General features: G+C 62.0%; 19 protein-coding genes. 4 read left to right on the top strand and 15 right to left on the bottom strand.

Translation table 11 applies throughout. The annotated features are described in order from the left end of the window. Nucleotides 1-39 precede the first annotated feature (39 nt). The 10 genes from ACKI1H_RS16915 to ACKI1H_RS16870 form a co-directional block, all read right to left on the bottom strand. Nucleotides 40-1,731: a hydantoinase B/oxoprolinase family protein gene (locus tag ACKI1H_RS16915; RefSeq protein WP_440465673.1), complete on the bottom strand. Its 1,692-nt coding sequence runs from the start codon at nt 1,729-1,731 to the stop codon at nt 40-42. 2 nt (nt 1,732-1,733) lie between these two features. Then, nucleotides 1,734-3,779, bottom strand: coding sequence for a hydantoinase/oxoprolinase family protein (locus tag ACKI1H_RS16910; protein ID WP_440465672.1), 2,046 nt, complete (start codon nt 3,777-3,779; stop codon nt 1,734-1,736). Nucleotides 3,780-3,834: 55 nt separating this feature from the next. Beyond that, the gene (locus tag ACKI1H_RS16905) at nt 3,835-4,548 is read right to left on the bottom strand and encodes a TorF family putative porin (RefSeq protein ID WP_440465671.1); all 714 of its coding nucleotides are present in this window, start codon (nt 4,546-4,548) and stop codon (nt 3,835-3,837) included. Nucleotides 4,549-4,683: 135 nt separating this feature from the next. Then, nucleotides 4,684-5,985, bottom strand: coding sequence for a purine-cytosine permease family protein (locus ACKI1H_RS16900; RefSeq protein ID WP_440465670.1), 1,302 nt, complete (start codon nt 5,983-5,985; stop codon nt 4,684-4,686). Nucleotides 5,986-6,150: 165 nt separating this feature from the next. Beyond that, nucleotides 6,151-7,941: an aminopeptidase P family protein gene (locus ACKI1H_RS16895; protein WP_440465669.1), complete on the bottom strand. Its 1,791-nt coding sequence runs from the start codon at nt 7,939-7,941 to the stop codon at nt 6,151-6,153. A gap of 3 nt (nt 7,942-7,944) precedes the next feature. Further along, nucleotides 7,945-8,478, bottom strand: coding sequence for a peptidylprolyl isomerase (locus ACKI1H_RS16890; RefSeq protein ID WP_440465668.1), 534 nt, complete (start codon nt 8,476-8,478; stop codon nt 7,945-7,947). 131 nt (nt 8,479-8,609) lie between these two features. After that, nucleotides 8,610-9,098 carry an Lrp/AsnC family transcriptional regulator gene (locus ACKI1H_RS16885; RefSeq protein WP_236225634.1) on the bottom strand — a complete coding sequence of 163 codons (489 nt, stop codon included), beginning with the start codon at nt 9,096-9,098 and terminating at the stop codon, nt 8,610-8,612. Nucleotides 9,099-9,622: 524 nt separating this feature from the next. Next, nucleotides 9,623-10,231 (bottom strand): LysE family translocator, encoded by a 609-nt coding sequence (locus ACKI1H_RS16880; protein WP_440465667.1) that lies wholly within the window; start codon nt 10,229-10,231, stop codon nt 9,623-9,625. 16 nt (nt 10,232-10,247) lie between these two features. Continuing rightward, the gene (locus ACKI1H_RS16875) at nt 10,248-10,655 is read right to left on the bottom strand and encodes a DUF2000 family protein (RefSeq protein ID WP_440465666.1); all 408 of its coding nucleotides are present in this window, start codon (nt 10,653-10,655) and stop codon (nt 10,248-10,250) included. 49 nt (nt 10,656-10,704) lie between these two features. Continuing rightward, nucleotides 10,705-11,559 carry an AraC family ligand binding domain-containing protein gene (locus ACKI1H_RS16870; protein ID WP_440465665.1) on the bottom strand — a complete coding sequence of 285 codons (855 nt, stop codon included), beginning with the start codon at nt 11,557-11,559 and terminating at the stop codon, nt 10,705-10,707. Nucleotides 11,560-11,691: 132 nt separating this feature from the next. Here ACKI1H_RS16870 and ACKI1H_RS16865 point away from each other — a divergent pair, with 132 nt between their 5' ends. Together ACKI1H_RS16865 and ACKI1H_RS16860 are read left to right on the top strand one after the other, a co-directional pair. Then, on the top strand, nt 11,692-12,153 hold the full coding sequence (locus ACKI1H_RS16865; RefSeq protein ID WP_440465664.1) for a MaoC family dehydratase: 462 nt from the start codon (nt 11,692-11,694) through the stop codon (nt 12,151-12,153). A 4-nt stretch (nt 12,154-12,157) separates the two neighbouring features. Beyond that, the gene (locus tag ACKI1H_RS16860) at nt 12,158-12,745 is read left to right on the top strand and encodes a TetR/AcrR family transcriptional regulator (protein ID WP_440465663.1); all 588 of its coding nucleotides are present in this window, start codon (nt 12,158-12,160) and stop codon (nt 12,743-12,745) included. A gap of 111 nt (nt 12,746-12,856) precedes the next feature. On the opposite strand, the gene ACKI1H_RS16855 is transcribed toward ACKI1H_RS16860, so the two are convergent. The 4 genes from ACKI1H_RS16855 to ACKI1H_RS16840 all read right to left on the bottom strand — a co-directional run bounded on the left by ACKI1H_RS16855 (nt 12,857) and on the right by ACKI1H_RS16840 (nt 16,498). Next, the gene (locus tag ACKI1H_RS16855) at nt 12,857-13,240 is read right to left on the bottom strand and encodes a VOC family protein (protein WP_331843702.1); all 384 of its coding nucleotides are present in this window, start codon (nt 13,238-13,240) and stop codon (nt 12,857-12,859) included. Nucleotides 13,241-13,299: 59 nt separating this feature from the next. Further along, nucleotides 13,300-14,418, bottom strand: coding sequence for an S-(hydroxymethyl)glutathione dehydrogenase/class III alcohol dehydrogenase (locus ACKI1H_RS16850; RefSeq protein WP_440465662.1), 1,119 nt, complete (start codon nt 14,416-14,418; stop codon nt 13,300-13,302). Nucleotides 14,419-14,536: 118 nt separating this feature from the next. Then, nucleotides 14,537-15,508 (bottom strand): glycine betaine ABC transporter substrate-binding protein, encoded by a 972-nt coding sequence (locus ACKI1H_RS16845; RefSeq protein WP_440465661.1) that lies wholly within the window; start codon nt 15,506-15,508, stop codon nt 14,537-14,539. A gap of 162 nt (nt 15,509-15,670) precedes the next feature. Beyond that, a complete protein-coding gene (locus tag ACKI1H_RS16840; protein WP_331843699.1) occupies nt 15,671-16,498 on the bottom strand; it encodes a HalD/BesD family halogenase in 828 nt (275 codons plus the stop codon). A gap of 107 nt (nt 16,499-16,605) precedes the next feature. On the opposite strand from ACKI1H_RS16840, the gene ACKI1H_RS16835 reads away from it, so the two are divergent. After that, nucleotides 16,606-17,517: a LysR family transcriptional regulator gene (locus ACKI1H_RS16835; RefSeq protein ID WP_440465660.1), complete on the top strand. Its 912-nt coding sequence runs from the start codon at nt 16,606-16,608 to the stop codon at nt 17,515-17,517. A gap of 89 nt (nt 17,518-17,606) precedes the next feature. Then, nucleotides 17,607-19,052, top strand: a complete 1,446-nt coding sequence (locus ACKI1H_RS16830) for an NAD-dependent succinate-semialdehyde dehydrogenase (protein WP_440465659.1) — start codon at nt 17,607-17,609, stop codon at nt 19,050-19,052. A 242-nt stretch (nt 19,053-19,294) separates the two neighbouring features. Here ACKI1H_RS16830 and ACKI1H_RS16825 read toward each other — a convergent pair whose 3' ends face one another. Continuing rightward, complete coding sequence (locus tag ACKI1H_RS16825) at nt 19,295-20,509, bottom strand: NAD(P)/FAD-dependent oxidoreductase (RefSeq protein ID WP_440465658.1); 1,215 nt, start codon at nt 20,507-20,509, stop codon at nt 19,295-19,297. Nucleotides 20,510-20,518: the final 9 nt, after the last annotated feature.

Below are 20,518 nucleotides of genomic sequence, written 5' to 3'. Positions count from 1 at the left end.
CCGGGTGACCGGCCACTTCCATGGCCGGCCACGTCCTGATCAGGCATCGCCCACGTTGGGCCGATACTGCGGATACTCCGCCAGCGCCTGGTCGCGCTGCAGATAACCGGCGGCCACATCGGCCTCGATGGCCGCTAGCGGCCGCTCTTTCGGCTGTCCCCAGCCACCGCCATTGGCCGTCACCAGGCGCAACAGATCGCCCTGCTGCAAGGGCACCCGGTTGGCGCGGCTGAAGCGTTTGCGGCCCCCGTCGGCCGACAGGACTTCCGCGTAATTGCAGGTTCCTTCGCCGCCGCCATCCACGCCCCACGGCGGGGTCACACCCCGGCCGAAGAAGGTCGAGATCCAGGCCTTGTCCGAGAGTATGCGATAGTCCAGCACCACTCCCCGCCCACCCCGCTGGCGCCCTGCTCCGCCGCCCTCGGGATTGAAGGCATAGCGCTCGACTAACACGTCGTAACAGCGCTCGGTGATCTCCACCGGAATATTGCTGGTTTCGCCATTACCGACACAGAACTGGCCACTTTGCCCATCAGCATCCTGGGCGGCGCCCCAGCCACCGACCAGAGGTTGCACCAACAGGTATTCCTCGCCGCTTTGGCGGTCGTGGCCGTTGAGCACCATCGAACACACCGATCCTAGCTGGCCGGCGATCAAGCGGTCCGGCAGCAGCGGCGCCAGAGCCCGGCGGATCACGTCGGCGGCAGCAACCATCGACTCGAAATAGGCCGAAACCGGCGCCGGACGCTGCGCCGTGCAGATGGTGCCGGCCGGGCAGATCACCTCGATGGGGCGGAAGCATCCAGCGTTGGCCGCCACACCCGGGCGCACCACACCCATGAATACTTCGCGCACTGCCGAGTGCAGGCCAGCCAGGGTGTTGTTGATCGGCCCCGGTGCCTGCAGGCTGGAACCGCTGAAGTCGACCAGGAAACGAGTGTCGCTGATTTCCACGCGCACCTTGACCTGGAATGGACCGTTGCCGAGGCCGTCCTCGTCGATAACTTCCTCGGCGTGGAAGACACCTTTGGGCAGCGCCTTGAAACTCTCCAGCGTCATCGCCTCGCCGTGCTCCAGCAGGCGCTCAATGGCATCCAGGGTGGTGGCCTCGCCGTACTTACCGACGATGGCCAGCAGACGTCGCTCACCAACCCGCAGGGCCGCCGCGCAGGCGTGCATGTCGCCGATGGTCATCTCCGGCAGGCGCACGTTGGCGGCGATCATGTCGACCAGCGCCTGGTTGATCCGGCCCTGGTCGTAAAGACGGACAGTTGGGAACTGCAGCCCTTCCTGATAGATCTCGCTGGCGTCGGAGCTGAAGCTGCCTGGGTCCTTGCCGCCCACCTCAGTCCAGTGTGCCTTGTTGGCGGTCCAGGCAATCAGTCGATCGTCATGGAACACCGGCATGATCATCGAGACGTCGGACAGGTGGGTGCCGCCGCCACCATAGGGGTCGTTGGTGATGAACATGTCACCGGGGTGGATGTCCTGGGCCTTGAACTTCTCCAGCACACTGCGCACAGCGCCATCGAGGGTGCCGATGAAGCCGGGGATGCCGTTGCCCTGGGAGATCAGTTGGCCGCCGGCGTCGGTCAGCCCGATGCCGTAGTCCAAGGCTTCATAGATGATCGGGCTCATGCTGGTACGCTTGAGGGCGATGAACATTTCCTCGCCGATGGCCACCAGGGCGTTCTTGATGATCTCTCGGGTGAAGGGGTTGGCGTGCGGCATCGTCATGCCTCCTGTGCCTGGATATGGATGTGAAGGCCGCCGTAGGCGTCGACCTCGACGCTGTCGCCCGGGCGCACAACGCTGGTGGTGGTGGCCTCTTCGATGATTGCCGGGCCGGCGAAGCGCATGCCCGCCAGCAGTGCCTCGCGTTGGTAGATCGGCGTCGGCAACGCCTGGCCGGGTTCGAATTCGACCAGGCGCTCGCCGTCGCGGGCCACCTCGGCGCCCACGCCCAGACACGGCGCCAGCGGCGCGATGGGTGACTTGGGCACCTCGGCGAATGCCACCATGTGCAGGTTGACCACCTCCACTGCGCCGTCCAGGCGGAAGGTGTAGTTCTGCCGGTGGCGCTCGTGGAAGGTATCCAGCACCTCCTCCAGATTTCGGCTTTGCAGCGGGATCTTCACGGTGTGCTCCTGGCCCAGGTAACGGGCATCCAGTTGCCACTCGAAGCGCAGGCTCTGGCGAGCTAGGCCATCACCGGCGAACTCGGCCTCGGCGCTCGCCTGCAGCGCCTGGAAAGCCTGCTCCAGCTCTGCAAGGCCGGCTTCGTCGAGGACCTGCAAGTGGGTCTGGATGTAGTCGCGACGGACGTCGAGCATGAGCATGCCCCAGGCGGAGAACACCCCGGCGAACGGCGGGATGATTACCTTCGGAATTCCCAGTTCTGCGGCCAGCGCAGTCGCGTGCAAGGCGCCACCACCACCGAAGGCCATCAGGGCGAAGTCCCGCGGGTCGTAGCCACGATTCACCGAGATCAGCTTGAGCGCGTTGACCATGTTGGCGTTGGCGATCTGCAGCACGCCATGGGCCAGCAGCCCGGCGGAAACCCCGAGGCGCTCACCCAGTTCGGCGAAAGCCCGTTCCACGCCGTCGAGATCAGGCTCGATTTCGCCATTGGCGAAGCGCCGCGGGTTGATACGCCCGGTGAACAGGTTGGCGTCGGTGGTGGTCGGCGCCTGGCCACCCCGCCCATAGGCTACTGGTCCCGGCGTGGAGCCCGCGCTCTGCGGGCCGACCCGCAGGCTGCCGGCGGCATCGACCCAGGCGATGCTGCCTCCGCCGTTGCCGATTTCGACGATGTCGACCACCGGCGTCATGATCGGGTAGCCGGAGCTGGTCGGGGTCTTCTCGATCACGTAGTCATTGCTGATTTCGACGCTGCCCTCGTGTATCAAGGAGCACTTGGCGGTGGTGCCGCCGATATCCAGCGCCAGCAGCTCGGTCTCACCGATCAGCCGACCGTAGGCCTGGGCGCCGAGCATGCCGCCCACCGGGCCCGACTCCACCAGGCTGATCGGGTCGTTCTTCACCGCAGCCACTGGGGCGATGCCGCCGTTGGACTTCATGATGAAGGGCGCCTGGCGCAGCCCCTTTTCCAGCAGGTGTTTCTGCAAGTTGTCCAGGTAAGCGCAGGTGGCGGGCATCACGTAGGCCGAAAGGACGCAGGAGTTGCTGCGCTCGTATTCGCGCCAGGCGCGGCTGACTTGGTGGGACGCGATCACCGCCACTTCCGGCCAGTACTCGTGGATGGCCGCGACCAGGCGCTGCTCGTGCTCGGGGTTGCGATAAGCGTGCAGCAGGCAGATGGCAATGGCTTGCACTTCTGCCTGGCGCAGCGGCTCCAGCAGGCCCGGCAGCTCCTCCAGGGCCAGGGGGGTCAGGACCTCGCCGCGATGGTTCAGGCGCTCGCTGATTTCCAGGCGCAGTTGGCGCGCTACGAAGGGCGGCGGCTTCTGGTAGCGCGGATTGAAAATGTCCGGTGCATTGCCACGGGCGATCTCCAGCACGTCGCGAAAGCCACGGGTGGTGATCAGTGCGGTCTTCACGCCCTTGCGCTCGGTCAGGGTGTTGATCACCACCGTGGAGCCATGGGCGAAGAATGCGATGTCGGCACTGTCGACGCCGCTCTTGTCCAGCGCATTGAGCAGGCCCCGCTCGAAGTTCGGGGGTGTGGTGTCGGCCTTGACGGCATGGATCACGCCGTCTTGCAGATAGACCAGGTCGGTAAAGGTGCCACCGATATCGGTGGCGACGCGGATTGCCATGGCTTGCTCCGGTTGCTAGGGCCAGGCGTGCCGGCGGCGGCCGGCACGCTGGCGTTCAGAAAGTGTGGGAAACGCTGAAGATGAAGCGGCCGTCGTTGCGCAGGTATTCGCCGCTGTTGTGGAAGCGCCCGTGCAGGTCGGTGTCGACCCAGCTGAGCTTGGTGTCGATCGGCCCGAAGCTGCGCTTGAGCGAGGCTTCCCAGTTGCTGTACTCGTGGGCGCCGGTCAGCGCGGTCTCGCGGTAGTACTCGCCGAAGGCATGGCCGGCCATGAGGTACAGATCGGTCTTCCAGGGCAGATTGAAGGTGTAGTCGGCCGCCACGTAGTGAGACTCCAGCGACGTGCTGATCATGTCGTCGGAGTAGTAGTAATAGGCATTGAAGTTGCCGTAGCCGGCGCTGAAGCCGACCTCGGTGTAGTTGATGTTGTAGTTGGTGTCGGGGAAGTAGTAGTAGTAACCGATCATCCCATAGCGCATGCCGTTGGCCATCTGGAGGTTGTACCCGGCGTAGAGGTCGACCTCGATGTCGGAGCCGTCATCGTAGGGGTCGCCATCCCTGAAGCTGTCGGTGTTGGACACCCAGGTGCCGGCGTAGGCGCCGCTCTCACCCGCCCAGTCCAGCGTTGCGCTGAGCGCCGGGTCATTGCCCGAGTAGCCGATGCCGCGCATCTGGTACTCGCTGGTCAGCGCCACCGTGCTGGAGATCTGCGCCTGGGCCGCGCCGCAGCAGACCAGGCCGGCGAGAAGTAGGGATTTGCTGTTGTTCAAGGGAATCTGCTCCTGAAGCATTCTTGTTGTCGTGGGGCGAGCGAAGCCAGCCGAGCGTCTCTGTCGGTTTCCTGCGGGCAAGGCTTCGCCCTCCGGGCCGGGCCCGGTGCCCTGGTTCAGCGGTTCAGTGAGGGATCAGCTGCGTTCGCGGTGGACGCGCCCCTGGCTGCGCAGGCCAGAGGCCAATCGCTGCAGCGCCAGGTAGGCGACCAGCGCCACCAGCAGCGAGTCGAGGGTCGGCTGGGTGGTGAGGGTCCAGCCTTCGTAGGTGGTCATCCACGCCAGGACGCTGGCCAGCGCCCAGCTCAACAGAGCCGGCCAGCCGAAGCCCGGCAGGCGCTCCAGGTCCTCGACGCGGTAGCGTTGGTGGCTGAGGATGAAGAAGTCGGCCAAGTAGACGCTCGCCAGCGGCGGGATGACGATGCTCAGCGCGAGGATGAAGTCGAGGAAATGACTCATGAAGCCGCCCAGGGCCAGCGCCGTGGCGACCAGGCTGCCGAGAACGCTGAGCTTCCAGCTGGCGGCGGGGGTCACGGTGGCCAGGGTCAGAGTTGCCGAGTAGAGGTTGGCGGTGTTGGTGATCCAGGTGGAGAACACCAGCACCACCAGCGCCGGCAACAGCACGCCGAGGACCGCCATGATCTCCATGATTTCGCCCTTGCCGCTGACGATCGACAGTAGCCCGCCAACGATCAGCACGAACGGGAAGCCGACCACCATGCCCAGCAGCGTGATCAGGGCATCCCGATCACTGCGTGCATAGCGGGTGAAGTCCGGCATCAGCACCGGGGTCAGCACCACCATGCCGATGGTGCTGGAAATCGCCAGCGCGACGCTGTCGCCGCTGCCGGCAAAGCCGAGCAGTTGCCCGGAAGCGGCGCGGCCCAGCCCCAGGTACAGGGTGTAGAGCAGGAACGCCGCCATCAAGGGCACAGCGCAGATCGACAAGCGATCGAGCCCGCGCAGGCCGAAGATGGCCATCAGCGTCATCAGCACACTGCCCCACAGGCTGTGCAGCCATGCCGGGGTGTCCATCCCGAAGGCGCCGTGCAGCGCACTGGCCACCGTGCTACCAAAGATGTCCACCGTGGCGGCATAGAAGCCCAGGAGCGTTACCGCCATGATCACATTGAGCAGCTTGGCACCATGTCGACCGAAAGAGAACTGCAGCACCATGTAGGTGCTGAGGCGGCTGCGCACACCGGCCAGCGCGGCGAGCGCAGCCAGCACACCGAGCACGGCGCAGACGCCAATGAAAACCCAGCACGCGGAGTGGAAACCCACCTTGGCGGTGACATCGGCGCCCAGCCAGAACACAGGCAGGGTCATGCCGATGCCGAAAGTGATCAACGCCAGTCCGTAGCCCGATACCGTCTCTTCCTGCGGAACCGGTCTGCGGGTGTACCCCTCGGTTATCACGCTTTCACTATTGCTCATGCTCGCCTCTCACAGGGCAATGCCGGTCCCCGCCGTGACAGAAGGGACTCCAGCCAGTCATTGGAATTGTTATGAGGCGCTCGCGAACGCGGAGAGAATCTTATCTGCCCGGAGCAAACGTAAACTTCGTTTTTAGCGGTGGCGGAATGCACATCCGACGGATTTTCAGGCCCTGGCCGCAGATTGTTCGGCGCCGGCGACCTTCGCCCGCAACCAGGCGGCGACCTCCGGCTCCAGGTCCGCCGCGAGCTGCCGACAGACATTGCGCTGGTAGGCATCCAGCCAGTCTCGCTCGCTCGCCGAGAGCTGATCGCGATCGATCAGCCCCGGCTCGAACGGCACCAGCGTCAGCGCCCGGAAACCCAGGAAACCGCGATGGACCGGGCATTCGACCACCTCGTAGAGATTCTCCTGGCGAATCCCCAGCTCCCCTTCCAGGTAAACCCCCGGCTCGATCGAAGTGATCATTCCCGGCCACAGGGCCACGGCACTGGCATGCGGTGCAATACGCTGCGGCCCCTCATGAACCTGCAGGTAGCTGCCGACCCCGTGACCGGTGCCGTGGGCATAGTCCAGACCGGCCTGCCACATTACCTGCCGTGCAACGACATCCAGTTGCCGACCGCTGGTGCCTGCCGGGAAGCGGCAGTCGGCCAGGGCGATGTGAGCTTTCAGGACCCGGGTGTAAAGCTCACGCTGGCGCGGCGTGGGCAGCCCCAACGACAGAACTCGGGTGACGTCCGTCGTGCCCTGGGGATACTGGCCGCCCGAATCGATCAGCAGCAGGTCGCCCGGCCGCAGGGTGGCAGCCTGCCCTGGCACGGGTAGATAGTGCGGTTGCGCGCCATTGGCGCCGCTGGCTGCGATGGTGTCGAAGCTCGCGCCGCGATAGTCGGCATCCATCCGCCGGCATCGCTCCAGCGCGGCGGAAACCGCGAGTTCGTCCGCGCCCAGGAAGTCCTCGGGTCGGTTGTCGAATGCGTGCAGGAAGCGGCACAACGCCAAACCATCTCGGCGGTGCGCCTCGCGAGTGCCGGCCAGCTCCGTGGCGTTCTTGCAGGCGCGCAGCAGAAGCACCGGGTGAGCCGCCAGGTGCAACGCGCAGCCGCTGGCGCGCAACAGTTCCAGGCTGTCCGCATTGCAGCCGGCTTCGTCCACCCAGACACGCAGGGCACCGCGCTGGCGCAGCAATTCGTCCATGCGCCCGCTGGCGCCTGGGGGCAGCAGGCGCACCGCCTCCGGCAACCAGTCATCCGGCAAATCCAGGCGCTGCGCATCGATGAACCAGTCCAGCCCACAGTCGGCATAGAGCAGGCCGCAGCTGAACGGCAGCGGCGCGATGGCGATGTCCTGGGCGCGCACGTTCAGCAACCAGGCCAGCATGTCCGGCGCCGGCAACCACAGGGCATCGCAAGCGTTGTCGCGCAGTTGTGCGGACAGTCGCTGCAACTTGCTGGAGGCGCTTTCTCCTGCCCACTCCAGGGGCTGGGCGACCACCTTGCTGGCTGCGGCAGCAGGACGCTCCCGCCACAGCGTATCGACCGGGTTGCCCGGGCAGCCGCGCAGGCTCCAGCCACGCGCGCCGGCCAGACGCTCCCAGGCCTGCCACTGCGCCACACTGTGCAACCTGGCATCGGCCAGCAGGCCGGCACCGGCCGGCAACCGGTGCTCCAACCAGGCGAACAGCTCGTCGTCGTCCAGTTCCAGGACTTCCAGCCATTGCGCGCATTCCCGCTGGGCTTGCAGGCTGTAACGGCCATCGACCAGCAGTGCGCCGCCGTCCGCCACCACCGCGAGCAGCCCTTGGCTGCCGGTGAACCCGCTGATCCAGCGCAGGCGTTCGTCAGCGGGGGCCAGATCCTCGTTCAGGTATTCGTCGCTGCGCGGCAGCAGGAAAGCAGCGGCGCCGACCTCGGCAATGCACTGCCGCAGCGCTTCCAGGCGTTCTGCATACATGCTTTAGGCCCTCCGGTAGGCGCGCAGGATGCGGACTTCTGCCTCGGGCGCGAGGTATTCCTCGGGGCCGGCGGCGGCGAAGATCGCCTCCACCACCGCCATGCCTTCGCACACTTCGCCGAATGCGGCGAAGCCCTGCCCGTCGGGCTGGCGGGCGCCGCCATGGTCGAAATGCGGCTGGTCGCCGATGCAGACGAAGAAGTCACCTTCGGCGCTGTCGGGCTCCTCGCGCCCCATGGAAAGGGTCCCATGACGGTGGCTGAGACCGGTCTGCAGCGTGGACTCCAGAGGGATCATCGGCAAGTTGCTCGCCGCCAGCGGACGCGTGCCACCATGGATCACTCTGATCCGGACCGGATCGCTCGGCGTCTGGTTGCGGGGGTTGACGATGCGGAAGATGCTGCTGCCGTCGTAACGACCGGAGTCGACGTAAGCCAGGAAGTTCGCAGCGGTCAGCGGTGCGCGGTCAGCATGCAGACGCACGCTGAAGCTGCCCATGGAGGTTTCCAGAGTCACGACAGGTTGGATGTTAAGCATTCGGACCTCGACAATCGGGTGGTGCCCCATTGTCGTCAGCAGGCCCTGCTGGGAAGTCGAAGTTGCCGGGGTCATACCGCAGATGCTGCGTCTTTCGCCACCGGCCGCCGCAATTTATGCGCCGCCGAGCATCACTCGCGCCAGATCAGGTTATCCAGCGGGTAGCCGGCAAACCATTTGGGCTTGTCGAGAATGAAGTGGCTGTTGATGTTCTGGATATTGGGGTTGTCGTCGATCAACTGCTCGCACAGGGCGTTGAAATCACCTACCGTCGAACAGGTGGCAAAAGCGATGTAGTCGTACTCGCCGTCGACCTTCAGGCAATCGACGAACTCGCGCCGTTGGCGAATGTAGCGCTCGAACTGCACCCGCAGGTGGGTGGCGTGATCGCGCAGGCGGAACATAACGTAGGCCATGACATTGATGCAGATCGCATCGAGGTCGATGGAGGCCATGTACTGGCGGATGTAGCCAGCTTCCTCGAGCGCTTTGGTCCGCTGCAGGCATGCGCTGGGGGACAGGTTGACCTTCTCCGCGAGCTCCAGATTGCTGATGCGCGCATTGTTCTGCAGCTGTTCGAGAATGGCCTGATTGATGCGGTCAAGCTTGAGCCGTTTCATTTGAATATCCGTGCTTCTATGCAGCTGTAAGGGCCAACTGACCAGGGTACTGATGCAACCGCCCCCCCACCGCAAAGTTTGATAGTTCGAAGGCGCGCGATGCTATCAGCTTCATTCAGGGAAGTATCACGAATGGCCGCAGGCCGCGAGTTCCCACCATCTGCTCGATCAGAGCTCCCAGCCAATAGCTGTAGGAGAAGCACTGAAACATCCGTCGTTTCAGCCGCGGATGACATCAATCCCCTCCATCCCCGTACCCAGCACCATTGACGATCATCTGCGTCCATAGAACCTCGCTTCCGAAGGTCTGCTACCGGCCATTAGCGGCCGCTGAGATATTCACTTCCTGAGGGGCGTGCGCCACATGAAATACAGCAGCAGGATTGCCCCAACGCTGAATGGGATGGAGGTCACTGGCGCAAACTGCGATACGACGCGCCCCGCTGCGATACCAACGATGCTCGCGAGTACCAGGAAGCAGCAGTCGCTTTTCTTGTGAGTGCTGCGGATGAGGAAACTCAGCATTACTTGCACACCAAGAGTACGGCCAATCCGAGCATCATCACGCCAGAAACTCGCCCCACTAGCCGCGCAGCCGATGGGCGCGCCGCGAGCATGATTCCAGCCCCAACGCCCACTAGGGAATACACGACGGCGCAACTGGCGGTATAGAGCAGGCCGAGAACCAGTATTTGAGTCGAAAGACTCCATGCAGCCGTCAGGCTCGTCCACGGCGGCAAGAATGCCAGGAAGAACAAAAATGCCTTGGGGTTCAGCCCACTGACTAGCGCGCCACGCAGGAACATCCTCCACCTGCTCCCACAGGCGTCGGCCGCATCCGAAGCCTGCGGCACTGGTGGATTGCGTAGCAGGCTGATTCCGAGCCAGGTCAGATAGAGCGCGCCGAAAATCGTCAGGGCCAGCATGACCGTCCGGTTGCCCGCGATAAGCATGCCAAAGCCGGTTGCCACGATCAGCGTCAGCACGACGTAACCCGCCAACAATCCACCCACAGCGGCCATGACTCCCCGCCCACGAATTCCCGCTGATATCGCATAGGCCCAATCGGCCCCTGGTGTGAAGACGAACAGAAGGGAAAAAGCCCAGAAGGCCAACAGCGTTGCGCTACTCATCGTCGGTACCCGGCAGTCACTTGTGCAGTGCAAGGCCCTTGATCGCCTTGTCCACCGCCTTCTTCGGGCCACGCACCGCCAGCCCGACCAGGTTCATGCCGTCAGCGTCTTCAGCGCGAAATACTTCGCGATTTGCCTCATCGTGGTAGGTCGTGAACATCGCGAAGACGTACGGCAGCATCGTCAGCTCGCGCTCCAGACCAACACGTCGGGCCTTCTGCAAGCCTGCAAGGTCGGCCTCGAAGATCAGCATCGGCTGTCCGGAAAGCTTGCCGTAATGATGGCCGGCCGCGTCCACATACGGCTCGCCCATGATTTCGGGAGCTGCTGTAGCGATCCCGGTGGCAAGGAAGGCGACTACATTCAGACGCTGCCAGGTCGGCAGGTCGTCTCGGACGATGAAGGCTATCTTGGTGTCGAACATCGCAATCTCCATGCAAAGCGGAGATGCCATGTTCGGAGACAGGGAAGACTCAGTCTGTAAGGTTCGTGCACTGTCGTTGATAGGCTGCTGGAGTCAGCCTGTATGCGCGGCGAAACCAGACACCGAGGTGACTCTGGTCGGCAAAGCCCACCTCGGCAGCCACCGCCGATGGTGTGAGTCCCGCCGCCAGAAGTGCGCGCGCCTTGCGCAGGCGAAGCCTTACGAGATAGGCGTGCGGCGACTGGCCGAAGGCTTTTTTGAACTGCCGCGTGAGCCTGAAGCGATCGATCCCTGAATAAGTCGCCAATTCGTCCAGCCCAACATCTTCGGCCATGTTCGCATGGAGAAAATCCCGTACGCGTTGCATCTCCGCATTGGAGTCTTGCTTGATGGAAGGCGCGCGCAGGCAAAGGTGCCGAGAAAGCAGGCGGAGCAAGTCATCCATGCTCTGGTCTCGTGCCAGGCGGCCCTCCGTGTTGTGAATAGCGAGGAACGCCTGTTGGATTGCCCCAATCAACTGGGCATCGTCGCTCAAGGTGTGCTGGAAAGCAGCCTGAAGACTGGACGCGTCTCCGAGCCCCAGCCGCTCAGTCATGCCGGAGACGTAGGTCTGCGGAAGGTAGAGCATCCCGTAGGTGAAGCCATCCTGTTCCGCTGCATGTCCATCGTGTACAGCACCCGGCTCGATGAGCATTGCACTGCCGGGAGTGCTGGTATGAACGGCTCTGTGGCAGTTGAACTGCTGCGCGCCCTGGTAGGTGACGCCCACCAGCAACTCATCGTGATCGTGAGGATCGTAGGCATGCCCCTGGAAATGGGCGTGCAAGCTCTCGATGCCGGTGTCCTGATCGCGGCGAACTCGGATCCAGTCCTGACTTGTGGGGTCGTGCAGCTCGAGCGTCATACAGTGGCCAGTATTCGAATGCCATGAGGAGCAGGCAGTTTGGTTTTGCCAAGGTTGCGTCAAAAAAGATAATGACAGTAATCTATTTTCTCAAGCCAAGCCGATAAATGCCAGCGTGCGAGAGGACATGAAATGGAAGCATCTAACAGGGCAGAACCGCTGTACCTCGATGACCTGTCCGTGGGAGACGTGTTCATCAGCGAGACGCATTCGCTGAATGCCGAGCAGATCGTCGAGTTCGCGTCGGAGTTCGATCCACAACCCTTCCATCTGGATGCCGAGGCTGCCGAAGACTCGTTTTTCCGAGGGCTGGCCGCCAGCGGATGGCATACGACTGGGATCACCATGCGCCTGCTTGTGAAGAGTTTCCCCCTTGCCTCCGGTGTAATCGGAGCTGGCGCAGAGATTTCCTGGCCCCAACCCACTCGCCCAGGCGATGTGCTTCAGGTCACCAGCAAGATTGTCAATATCACCCCCTCTCGCTCCAAACCTGATCGCGGAATCATCGTCGTCGAGTGCATCACCAAGAACCAGGAGGGCAACGTGCTTCAGCGCCTGGTAACCAAGGTGCTGTGCTTCCGGAGAAAGGACTGAACTCATGGGACGCTCGTCGCACGCCAAGGCCTTAGAGAATCGCGCGAAGATCATTGATACGGCGGCGGCTCTGTTCCGCGAGTTTGGCGTCGATCAAGTCTCGGTGGCCAACATCATGTCTACCATAGGGATGACCGTTGGCGGGTTCTACAAACACTTCGATTCGAAGGACGCTCTGGTAACGGAAGCGCTCTCACAGGCATTTGATGACTCTCGTGCGGCGTGGGAAGGCGTTTTTCAGCAGGCAGACAGGAAGGAGGAAAGCCGCTCGGTCGCGCTGGTTCGTCAGTACCTGCTCAACAAGTCGCCGAAACGGCGTTGTCCACTGCTGGCATTCGCCCCCCATGTCGCTAATGCCAATTCCACCGCGCCCGCCAGGAAGGCCTACCAGGTGGGAACGAAAGATCTGCTCGACACGTTCCTCAGCGAGATCGGTTGCTCAGCTTTCAGCCCAGAGGGGACTGACCAGCAGCGGAATGCCCTGGTGCTTTTTTCTGCGATGGTTGGTGCCCGTGCTCTGTCCCAGGCAGCTGGCAAAACTGACTGGATGCTGGCGATCGAATCGGCGATCAACGAGACGGCAATGAAGTGATGGTTGCCGCCCCCCCCATTCCGACGGAAAGAGCTTTAACCGTTGTGAGTTAAGCGCCTTCGTTGCCGAAGACGCTAAATTGCTAGCGAAAAAGATCAGCGTTGCCGCACGTCAGACCGGCCGGAAGCAGTACACCGCCAGCTTGTTGCCATCCAGATCGCGGGCATATGCCGCATAGGCGTGGGGCGCCCAACCGCGCGGCCCCGGTGCGCCTTCATCAACACCGCCGGCTGCGACGGCCGCCGCGTGAAAAGCGTCCACTGCGGCGCGATCAGGTGCCTCGAAGCTAACGGTGACGCCGTTGCCGACGCTGGCAGCGGCGCCATTGGCAGGTTTGAGGACGAAGAACGACGGCGCAGCCTCTCCCCAGATTGAGCCGTTGTCGTCGAGATCGGCAATGCGTTTCAGACCGAGCCGGCCCAGTACGTTGTCGTAGAAGGTTCGGGCATTGCCCAGGTGGTTGGTTCCGACGGTGACGTGAGTGAAGACGCCCATATGAGGATGTTCTCCTGTGAGGTTCGTGGTGTGGGATGGTCGAGCAGGATCGCCTGATATCAGCGACCAAAATGAATAACGCTGCGAATGCTCTCGCCTTCGTGCATCAGCTCGAGAGCGTGATTGATATCGGTGAGACCCAATGTGTGGGTGATGAAGGTATCCAACGGGATCTCGCCTTTCTGGGCCTTTTCCACGTAGCTCGGCAGCTCGGTACGGCCCTTCACGCCGCCAAAAGCGGAACCGCGCCAGATACGACCGGTGACCAACTGGAACGGACGGGTGCTGATTTCCTGGCCAGCGCCGGCGACGCCGATGATGGTGGATTCGCCCCAGCCCTTGTGGCAGCACTCCAACGCCGCGCGCATCAACTGGACGTTGCCCACGCACTCGAAGGAATAGTCCACACCGCCGTCGGTCATTTCCACGATCACTTCCTGGATCGGCTTCTGATAGTCCTTCGGATTGACGAAGTCGGTGGCGCCCAGTTCCTTGGCGATGTCGAACTTGGCCGGATTGATGTCCACCGCGATGATGCGCGAAGCCTTGGCCATCTTCGCGCCGATGATCGCCGCCAGGCCGATGCCGCCGAGACCGAAGATGGCGACGGTGGCACCCTCCTCCACCTTGGCGGTGTTGAGCACTGCGCCGATGCCGGTGGTGACGCCGCAGCCGAGCAAGCAGACCTTCTCCAGCGGCGCTTCCTCAGGGATCTTGGCCAGGGAGATTTCCGGCAGCACGGTGTACTCGGAGAAGGTCGAGCAGCCCATGTAGTGGTAGATCGGCTCGCCCTTGTAGGAGAAGCGGCTGGTGCCGTCGGGCATCAGGCCCTTGCCCTGGGTGGCGCGCACGGCCTGGCAGAGGTTGGTCTTGCCGGATTTGCAGAATTTGCACTCACGACATTCGGCGGTGTACAGCGGGATCACGTGGTCGCCCACTTTCAGCGAGGTCACGCCCTCGCCCACCGCCTCGACGATGCCGCCACCTTCGTGGCCGAGGATGCACGGGAATACGCCCTCGGAATCCTGGCCGGACAAGGTGTACGCATCGGTGTGGCAGACACCGGTGGCGACGATACGCACCAACACTTCACCCTTCTGCGGCGGCGCCACATCCACTTCGACGATTTCCAACGGCTGGTTTGGAGCGAAGGCGACGGCGGCACGAGACTTGATCATGTAGAAATCCTGGATGAGCTCGGACGCGACCCGCCGCCTGGGCGGGCCGTTTCCGATGAGAAAATGACGGCGTGCTGGCCGCTAGTAAGAAAGGGGCGTCCGTGCCCCGGATCGTCGGTTAGAGCGAGGCCTGGATTCGCTGGGCGGCATCTGCGCTGACCCACTCATGCCAGACCTCCGGATGCTCCTTGAGGAACAGGCGGGCCAGCTTCTCCGAGTCGATCCGTTCCTGGCTCATGCGCGCCAAGTTCTGGTTCAGCAAACCGATGGGGATGTTGACCTTCTCCAGCACAGCCACCAGCTCGGGCGCCTCGTCCTTGAAGGTGCGAGACAGGCCAACCGCAGTTTTCACTGTGCGATCAATACCGCCGGCTTTCTCCGCCAGCTTGATGGCATCCACCTGCCCCATCAGCGGCGTCGGCGACCAGTAGTAAAACAGCACAGGCTCGCCGCGTTTGACACTGGACAGCACAGCGGCGTCCAAAGCTGCGCCGGTGCCGGGGCGGAAGTTGGTGTAGCTTTCTGATAGGCCGTAGTCCTTGAGCATATTGGTGTTGTCTACTTCGCATACCCAGCCGGCGGGACAGTTGTAGAAACGGCCTTTAGAAGGCTCCTCCGGGTCGCTGAACAACGCTGCATATTTGCTCAGGTCAGCGATGGACTTGAGATCCGGCGCCTTGGCGGGAATGTTGCGCTTGGCGTCTCCCTCCACCACGAAGCGAGGTACGTACCAGCCTTGCTCGGCGCCAACGATAGGCGCGCCGACCGCCACGACCTTGCCGGCAGCGGCAGCCTTGTTCCAAACCTCGCTGCGGCCGATCCACTCTTCACCGAAGACCTGGATGTCGTTACCGATCAGCGCCGTCTCCATGATCAGCGTATTGCCAACCATCTCGTCGGTCTGGCAGCCGTAGCCTTCCTTCAGCACGATCATCATGAGATCGGTGATCAGCATGCCGCTTTCCCAATTCAGCCCGGCGAACTTCACCGGCTTACCAGACTCGCACCATCCGGCGGCCTGGCTCGACCCACTGGCACCTAGCACCCCCAAGGAAATCAACGACACCATCAGGGCTTTCTTGTAGTTCATTTTCGGACGCTCCTGCATAGCCATCTGAGTCGGATTCCGCGCGCCGCCACTCTGGGTGGCAGCGGGCATCACCCTGCCTGGAATGTGGATCTTCTGAGCGCCTGCGCACGCAAGCGTATCAACGGTGTTGCTAGTTGTACTGCCCAGCTCTGGTGGCTGTGGTCATGCGGTCGTACGCCCGTAGAAGAGCTGGCGGGCATAAGGACTGAACTCAACGTCGGGTTGATCGACATAGGCAAAGACGGCGTTGAGACGCAAACGGTCGCCCTCCACTGGCGAGACACGGTGCAGTGAATAGCGACCACGGAACATTGTCAGTGTGCCCGGCACCTGGGGCAGCGCCTCCACCTTCTGGGTGGACGGATCATCGAGGAACTGGCGCACTGCTTCGAAGCAATCATCACCCTCCCGACGAAGCATGCGCACGTATTCGAAGTCGCCGCCGGCGTTTGCCGCCTGCAGGGACAGCGTGACGCTGAAGTCCGAGCGATCGAAATGCCAGCCCAGCTCCTGTCCCACCGAAAAGCCCTGCAGGTTCAGTGCCGCCAATGGGTCGGCGTGACGGTAAAGCACGTCGCGACCCAGCACGTCTTTGATGAACGCAAGCACGTCATCCGACTGATAGATGTGTCGGGTGAGGTTCTCCTCGGGGATGTCGGCGTAAGCGACCGTATCCTTGGCAGTAGTCATCAATCGACGCAGAGGGTGCCCTGCATCGACGTCGTCCACGGCCGGTTTGAAGTAGACAGTGTGCTGCTCGCGGAAACGGAACATTTTCGGGTGCAGGGCCAGGGTCTGCCGCGCCGTGGTTTCCACCGCATCGTCACGGACGAAGCCGGGGAAGATAGCTACCCCTTCTTGCTCCAGCGTGGCGCGGCTGCGAGTGACCAGGTCTTTATAGGCAATGCTGTTGCGGTCAGTAATCGGGTACAGCTCAAGATCGACGATCTCGGCCAGTGGTACGGGGTTAGCGAGGGGGTGGGTCGTCATGATTGTTGTTCTCCAGTGGCTCCTGCGAAAGCAGATTGCATTGGAGGGAAAATCAAGTCACGCTCATAATTTTACGGATTTTTGTGAAAAATTTTCAGGCCTGAGCGATGAGACTGACACTGGATCACCTGGTGATGCTGCAGACGCTGGCGGAAGTTGATTCGCTGACTGCAGCGGCCGAACGGTTATGGCTGACCCCCTCGGCCATTAGCCATCGCCTGCGCGAGGCAGAGCGCCGATTAGGCGTGGAGCTGACCGAACGCACGGGCGGAAAATTGCGACTGAGCCCTGCCGGCATCAGGCTCGAACGCGCCGCGCGCGACGTCATCACCACGTTGCGCGAAGCTGAGGCGGAAGCCAGGTCAATGGGCGGAGGCGTCACCGCGTTCCTGCGCATGGGCGTCACCTCCTACGGGCCGTTCCGCTGGATTCCGAAGTTCATCAAGCACTACACCAACCTGCGCCCGGACATCGAAATAACCTTGGTGACGGTGCCGCGTAACGAAGTTTACGCCAGCCTGATGCAAGGACGGCTGGACGTCTCCATCGTCGACGATGGCATGGTACCCAGCGGTGTCGCCCGCTTGCCGCTGTTCCGCGACGACCTGATCGCGATCATGGCAACGGATCATCCGCTCGCCGAGCGCACGAGCATCACTGCCGAGGACTTCAAGACCTACAACTTGATCACCTATTCCACCGACCGCGCGGCCGGTTGGGAGTACGACCGCTTCTTTGCGCCCGCCAGTATCCTGCCCCGGCGCATGATTACCGTTGAACTTATCGAAGCCATCGTGGAGCTAGTACGCTCTGGTTATGGCATCAGCATCCTGCAGCGAGACTTGGTAACGCCCAGTATCGAGCGCGGCGAGCTAGCATGGGCACAGCTGAACGACGGCCTGGATATCGCTTGGAACGCCATTGTGCGTCCCTCCGAAGCAATCGGAAGCGAGGTGGATCTCATGAGCAAGGAACTGGCGGTTTGGGTCGAGAGCCAGGAGTATCTGAGAAAGCACTGAAGCCCCCAGCGACGAGCCTGGCTCGTCATACAGCAGACCTTCCGACACATCCGAAGGGTCTCTGCCTCAACAGGATGGAAATGGCCACCATGAATGCACTCGCTTATCCCGATACGAAGCTGCTTATCGACAATGTCTGGCGGCCAGGGAGTGATAATCGTTGGATTGAAGTCATCAATCCCGCCACCGGCCAGTGCATCGGCCGAGTAGCGCACGCCACCGTCGATGATCTGGAACTTGCCTTGACTGCTGCGCAAAAAGGCTTCGAAACTTGGCGAGCAACCCCCGCCCATGAGCGAGCAGTCCTGATGCGGCGCGCGGCAGGTCTGCTTCGAGAGCGAATCGAACAGATCGCCCCGCTGATCACGCAAGAACAAGGCAAGCCGTTGCTCGAAGCTCGCGCTGAGTTAGCAGCAGCAGTTCCGATCATCGAGTGGTTTGCCGATGAAGGGCTGCGGGTATATGGCCGAATTGTCCCCTCACGCTCGCTCGATGTTCAGCAATTGGTGCTCAAAGAGCCTGTTGGACCCGTCGCTGCGTTCACTCCGTGGAATTTCCCGGTCAACCAAATCGTACGTAAGCTAAGCGCAGCCCTCACTACCGGCTGTTCCTTCCTGGTCAAGGCCCCGGAAGAAACACCTGCCTCGCCGGCTGCATTGATCCAGGCGTTCCTAGATGCAGGCCTTCCCCCAGGAGTGCTGGGCCTCGTCTACGGAGATCCGCAACAGATTTCCTCGCACCTGATCGCACACCCAATCATTCGCAAGGTCACCTTCACCGGTTCGACTCCCGTTGGCAAGCAACTAGCAGCCTTGGCCGGCGCGCACATGAAGCGGGTAACCATGGAGTTGGGTGGCCACGCTCCCGTGATCGTCGCAGAGGATGCCGATGTTGAATTGGCAGTCAGCACTGCAGGGCTATCTGCGTTCCGCAACGCGGGCCAGGTTTGCATTTCTCCTACTCGCTTCCTGGTACACAACAGCCGCAAAGCTGAGTTCAGCCAAGCGCTGGTACGCCACGCCGAAGCGTTGCGAATAGGTGATGGCCTGGATGAGAACACCACCCTAGGCCCACTGGCGAATGCACGGAGATTGAGCGCCATGTTCGCCTGCGTTGAGGATGCCCAGGACAAGGGTGCAGTGCTGTTGACTGGTGGAAAACAAGTCGGCAAAAGTGGCAATTTCTACGCACCCACCATCTTGGACGACGTGCCGCTGAACGCGTCTCTATTCAACGACGAGCCTTTCGGGCCAATCGCTGGCATTCGAGGGTTCGATGACCTCGAGGAAGCGATAAATGAGGCCAACCGCCTAGCATACGGACTCGCCGCGTACGCTTACACGCGATCCATAAAGACCGCACATGCGCTCACCAATCGTCTTGAGGTGGGGATGGTCTGGATCAACCAGCGAGCGACCCCTTATGCCGAACTGCCCTTTGGCGGAGTTAAGGATTCTGGCTATGGAACTGAGGGCGGCAGCGAAGCCCTAGAGGCCTACCTGAATACCAAAACAGCCTCAATTACGGCAATTTAGGAGAGTCAGGGCATCCGCTCGGGGTCGACACGTTGGCACAAACACAACGACTGAGTCGATGCAGGGCCCAACTCTCGCAGGCAGTTCAACCTTCTAAAGGGGGTTATAGCTTGGGTTTCTCGGACACGCCGCTGCAAGCTTGTAAGGCGCATTTAACAAACACCGTGGAAACTGGGGCCCCACAAAAGAACATGGCGCCTCAGAAGTAAGACTGGGGGCGCCATGTTCTTGTGGCCGCCACCCTAAAGCAGATTACGCAGATTGGTGGTGCTGTCCGTCAATGTGGCCGCATCAATGGATTTTCCGGAAGCCGCCATGCGCTTGAAAGCGGCCATATCGCGCCCCTGGTTCACAGTCACCACCGCGAGCAAACGCCCTTCTGCATCCAGCTCAATGACGCTGAACGCACCGTCCCCCATCTTGCCGCGCAGCAACACCTGCCCAGTACCAGTGAAGAATCCGAGGGTCTGCAGGTTGCACTGATACTGATCGGACCACAGCCACGGCATTTGCGCGTAACTCTCCTCGTTTCCGACCATGTTCGCCGCGGCCACCTGGGGCTGATGTTCGGCTACTTGCCAGGACTCCACCCGCACATGACGGCCGAGAAGAGGATTGAAGTGACTGGTCACGTCACCAGCGGCAAAGATATGCGGATCGCTGGTTCGGCACTGCGCATCGACCACAATGCCATTCTCAACCAGCAGCCCCATCTCGGTCGCCAGTTCGACATTCGGCAGAGCACCGATACCGACGAGAATCTCATCGGCCTCATGAGTGCCCCGATTTGTCTCTATGACCAAGCCGTTTGCCCCTCGCGAGATCTTGCTCGGGAGGGTATCCAACTGCACGTCTACACCAGCCTGGCGGTGCAGTTCCAACAAGTAATCGCCGATGACCTTGGGCATTACACGCTGTAGCAGCGAAGGCGCGGGTTCGACCACGGTGACTGTACAACCCAACTTGCAGGAGCTGGCAGCGACCTCCAGACCGATGAAGCCACCCCCGAGAATGACCAGCCGCTTGCCAGCGACCAATCGTTCACGCAACTGACGAGCCTGCTCGAGGGTCCTCAGGTAGAGCAGTTCCACCCCCTCGCCGACCTGTCCAGGGTAAGGACGCGCGCGTGAGCCAGTTGCCAGGAGCAATTTCTCGTACGTGATCGTTTCCCCATTCGCCAGCTCGACCTGCCTGGCGCCACGATCGATCTTCGCCACACGGCTCCCGAGGCGCAGCTCAATCTGCTGACTCTCGTAGAAGTTCTTTTCCTGGATGAAAGCCTTGGCTTCATTTTCGACGTTGAACAGCGCGTCCTTGGAGAGGATGGGGCGATCATAAGGAAGCTCCGCCTCCTCTCCGACGAGGCAAACCTGCGCCGCAGGAGCCAGGGAACGAAGCGACTCAGCAGCACGACGACCAGCCTGGCCCGCACCGACAATCAGATAATCCGCATGCATGGCGTACTC

Source organism: Pseudomonas sp. YH-1 (genome assembly GCF_051990045.1).
Classification (GTDB): Bacteria; Pseudomonadota; Gammaproteobacteria; order Pseudomonadales; family Pseudomonadaceae; genus Pseudomonas; species Pseudomonas nicosulfuronedens.
This window is presented reverse-complemented; position numbering and strand designations above follow the sequence as displayed.

Excerpts from the sequence above, each read along its gene's own strand:
- ACKI1H_RS16915 (WP_440465673.1), bottom strand. The coding sequence starts at position 1,731 with ATGCCGCACGCCAACCCCTTCACCCGAGAGATCATCAAGAACGCCCTG.
- ACKI1H_RS16910 (WP_440465672.1), bottom strand. The coding sequence starts at position 3,779 with ATGGCAATCCGCGTCGCCACCGATATCGGTGGCACCTTTACCGACCTG.
- ACKI1H_RS16900 (WP_440465670.1), bottom strand. The coding sequence starts at position 5,985 with ATGAGCAATAGTGAAAGCGTGATAACCGAGGGGTACACCCGCAGACCG.
- ACKI1H_RS16895 (WP_440465669.1), bottom strand. The coding sequence starts at position 7,941 with ATGTATGCAGAACGCCTGGAAGCGCTGCGGCAGTGCATTGCCGAGGTC.
- ACKI1H_RS16890 (WP_440465668.1), bottom strand. The coding sequence starts at position 8,478 with ATGCTTAACATCCAACCTGTCGTGACTCTGGAAACCTCCATGGGCAGC.
- ACKI1H_RS16885 (WP_236225634.1), bottom strand. The coding sequence starts at position 9,098 with ATGAAACGGCTCAAGCTTGACCGCATCAATCAGGCCATTCTCGAACAG.
- ACKI1H_RS16880 (WP_440465667.1), bottom strand. The coding sequence starts at position 10,231 with ATGAGTAGCGCAACGCTGTTGGCCTTCTGGGCTTTTTCCCTTCTGTTC.
- ACKI1H_RS16875 (WP_440465666.1), bottom strand. The coding sequence starts at position 10,655 with ATGTTCGACACCAAGATAGCCTTCATCGTCCGAGACGACCTGCCGACC.
- ACKI1H_RS16870 (WP_440465665.1), bottom strand. The coding sequence starts at position 11,559 with ATGACGCTCGAGCTGCACGACCCCACAAGTCAGGACTGGATCCGAGTT.
- ACKI1H_RS16865 (WP_440465664.1), top strand. The coding sequence starts at position 11,692 with ATGGAAGCATCTAACAGGGCAGAACCGCTGTACCTCGATGACCTGTCC.
- ACKI1H_RS16860 (WP_440465663.1), top strand. The coding sequence starts at position 12,158 with ATGGGACGCTCGTCGCACGCCAAGGCCTTAGAGAATCGCGCGAAGATC.
- ACKI1H_RS16855 (WP_331843702.1), bottom strand. The coding sequence starts at position 13,240 with ATGGGCGTCTTCACTCACGTCACCGTCGGAACCAACCACCTGGGCAAT.
- ACKI1H_RS16850 (WP_440465662.1), bottom strand. The coding sequence starts at position 14,418 with ATGATCAAGTCTCGTGCCGCCGTCGCCTTCGCTCCAAACCAGCCGTTG.
- ACKI1H_RS16845 (WP_440465661.1), bottom strand. The coding sequence starts at position 15,508 with ATGAACTACAAGAAAGCCCTGATGGTGTCGTTGATTTCCTTGGGGGTG.
- ACKI1H_RS16840 (WP_331843699.1), bottom strand. The coding sequence starts at position 16,498 with ATGACGACCCACCCCCTCGCTAACCCCGTACCACTGGCCGAGATCGTC.
- ACKI1H_RS16835 (WP_440465660.1), top strand. The coding sequence starts at position 16,606 with ATGAGACTGACACTGGATCACCTGGTGATGCTGCAGACGCTGGCGGAA.
- ACKI1H_RS16830 (WP_440465659.1), top strand. The coding sequence starts at position 17,607 with ATGAATGCACTCGCTTATCCCGATACGAAGCTGCTTATCGACAATGTC.
- ACKI1H_RS16825 (WP_440465658.1), bottom strand. The coding sequence starts at position 20,509 with ATGCATGCGGATTATCTGATTGTCGGTGCGGGCCAGGCTGGTCGTCGT.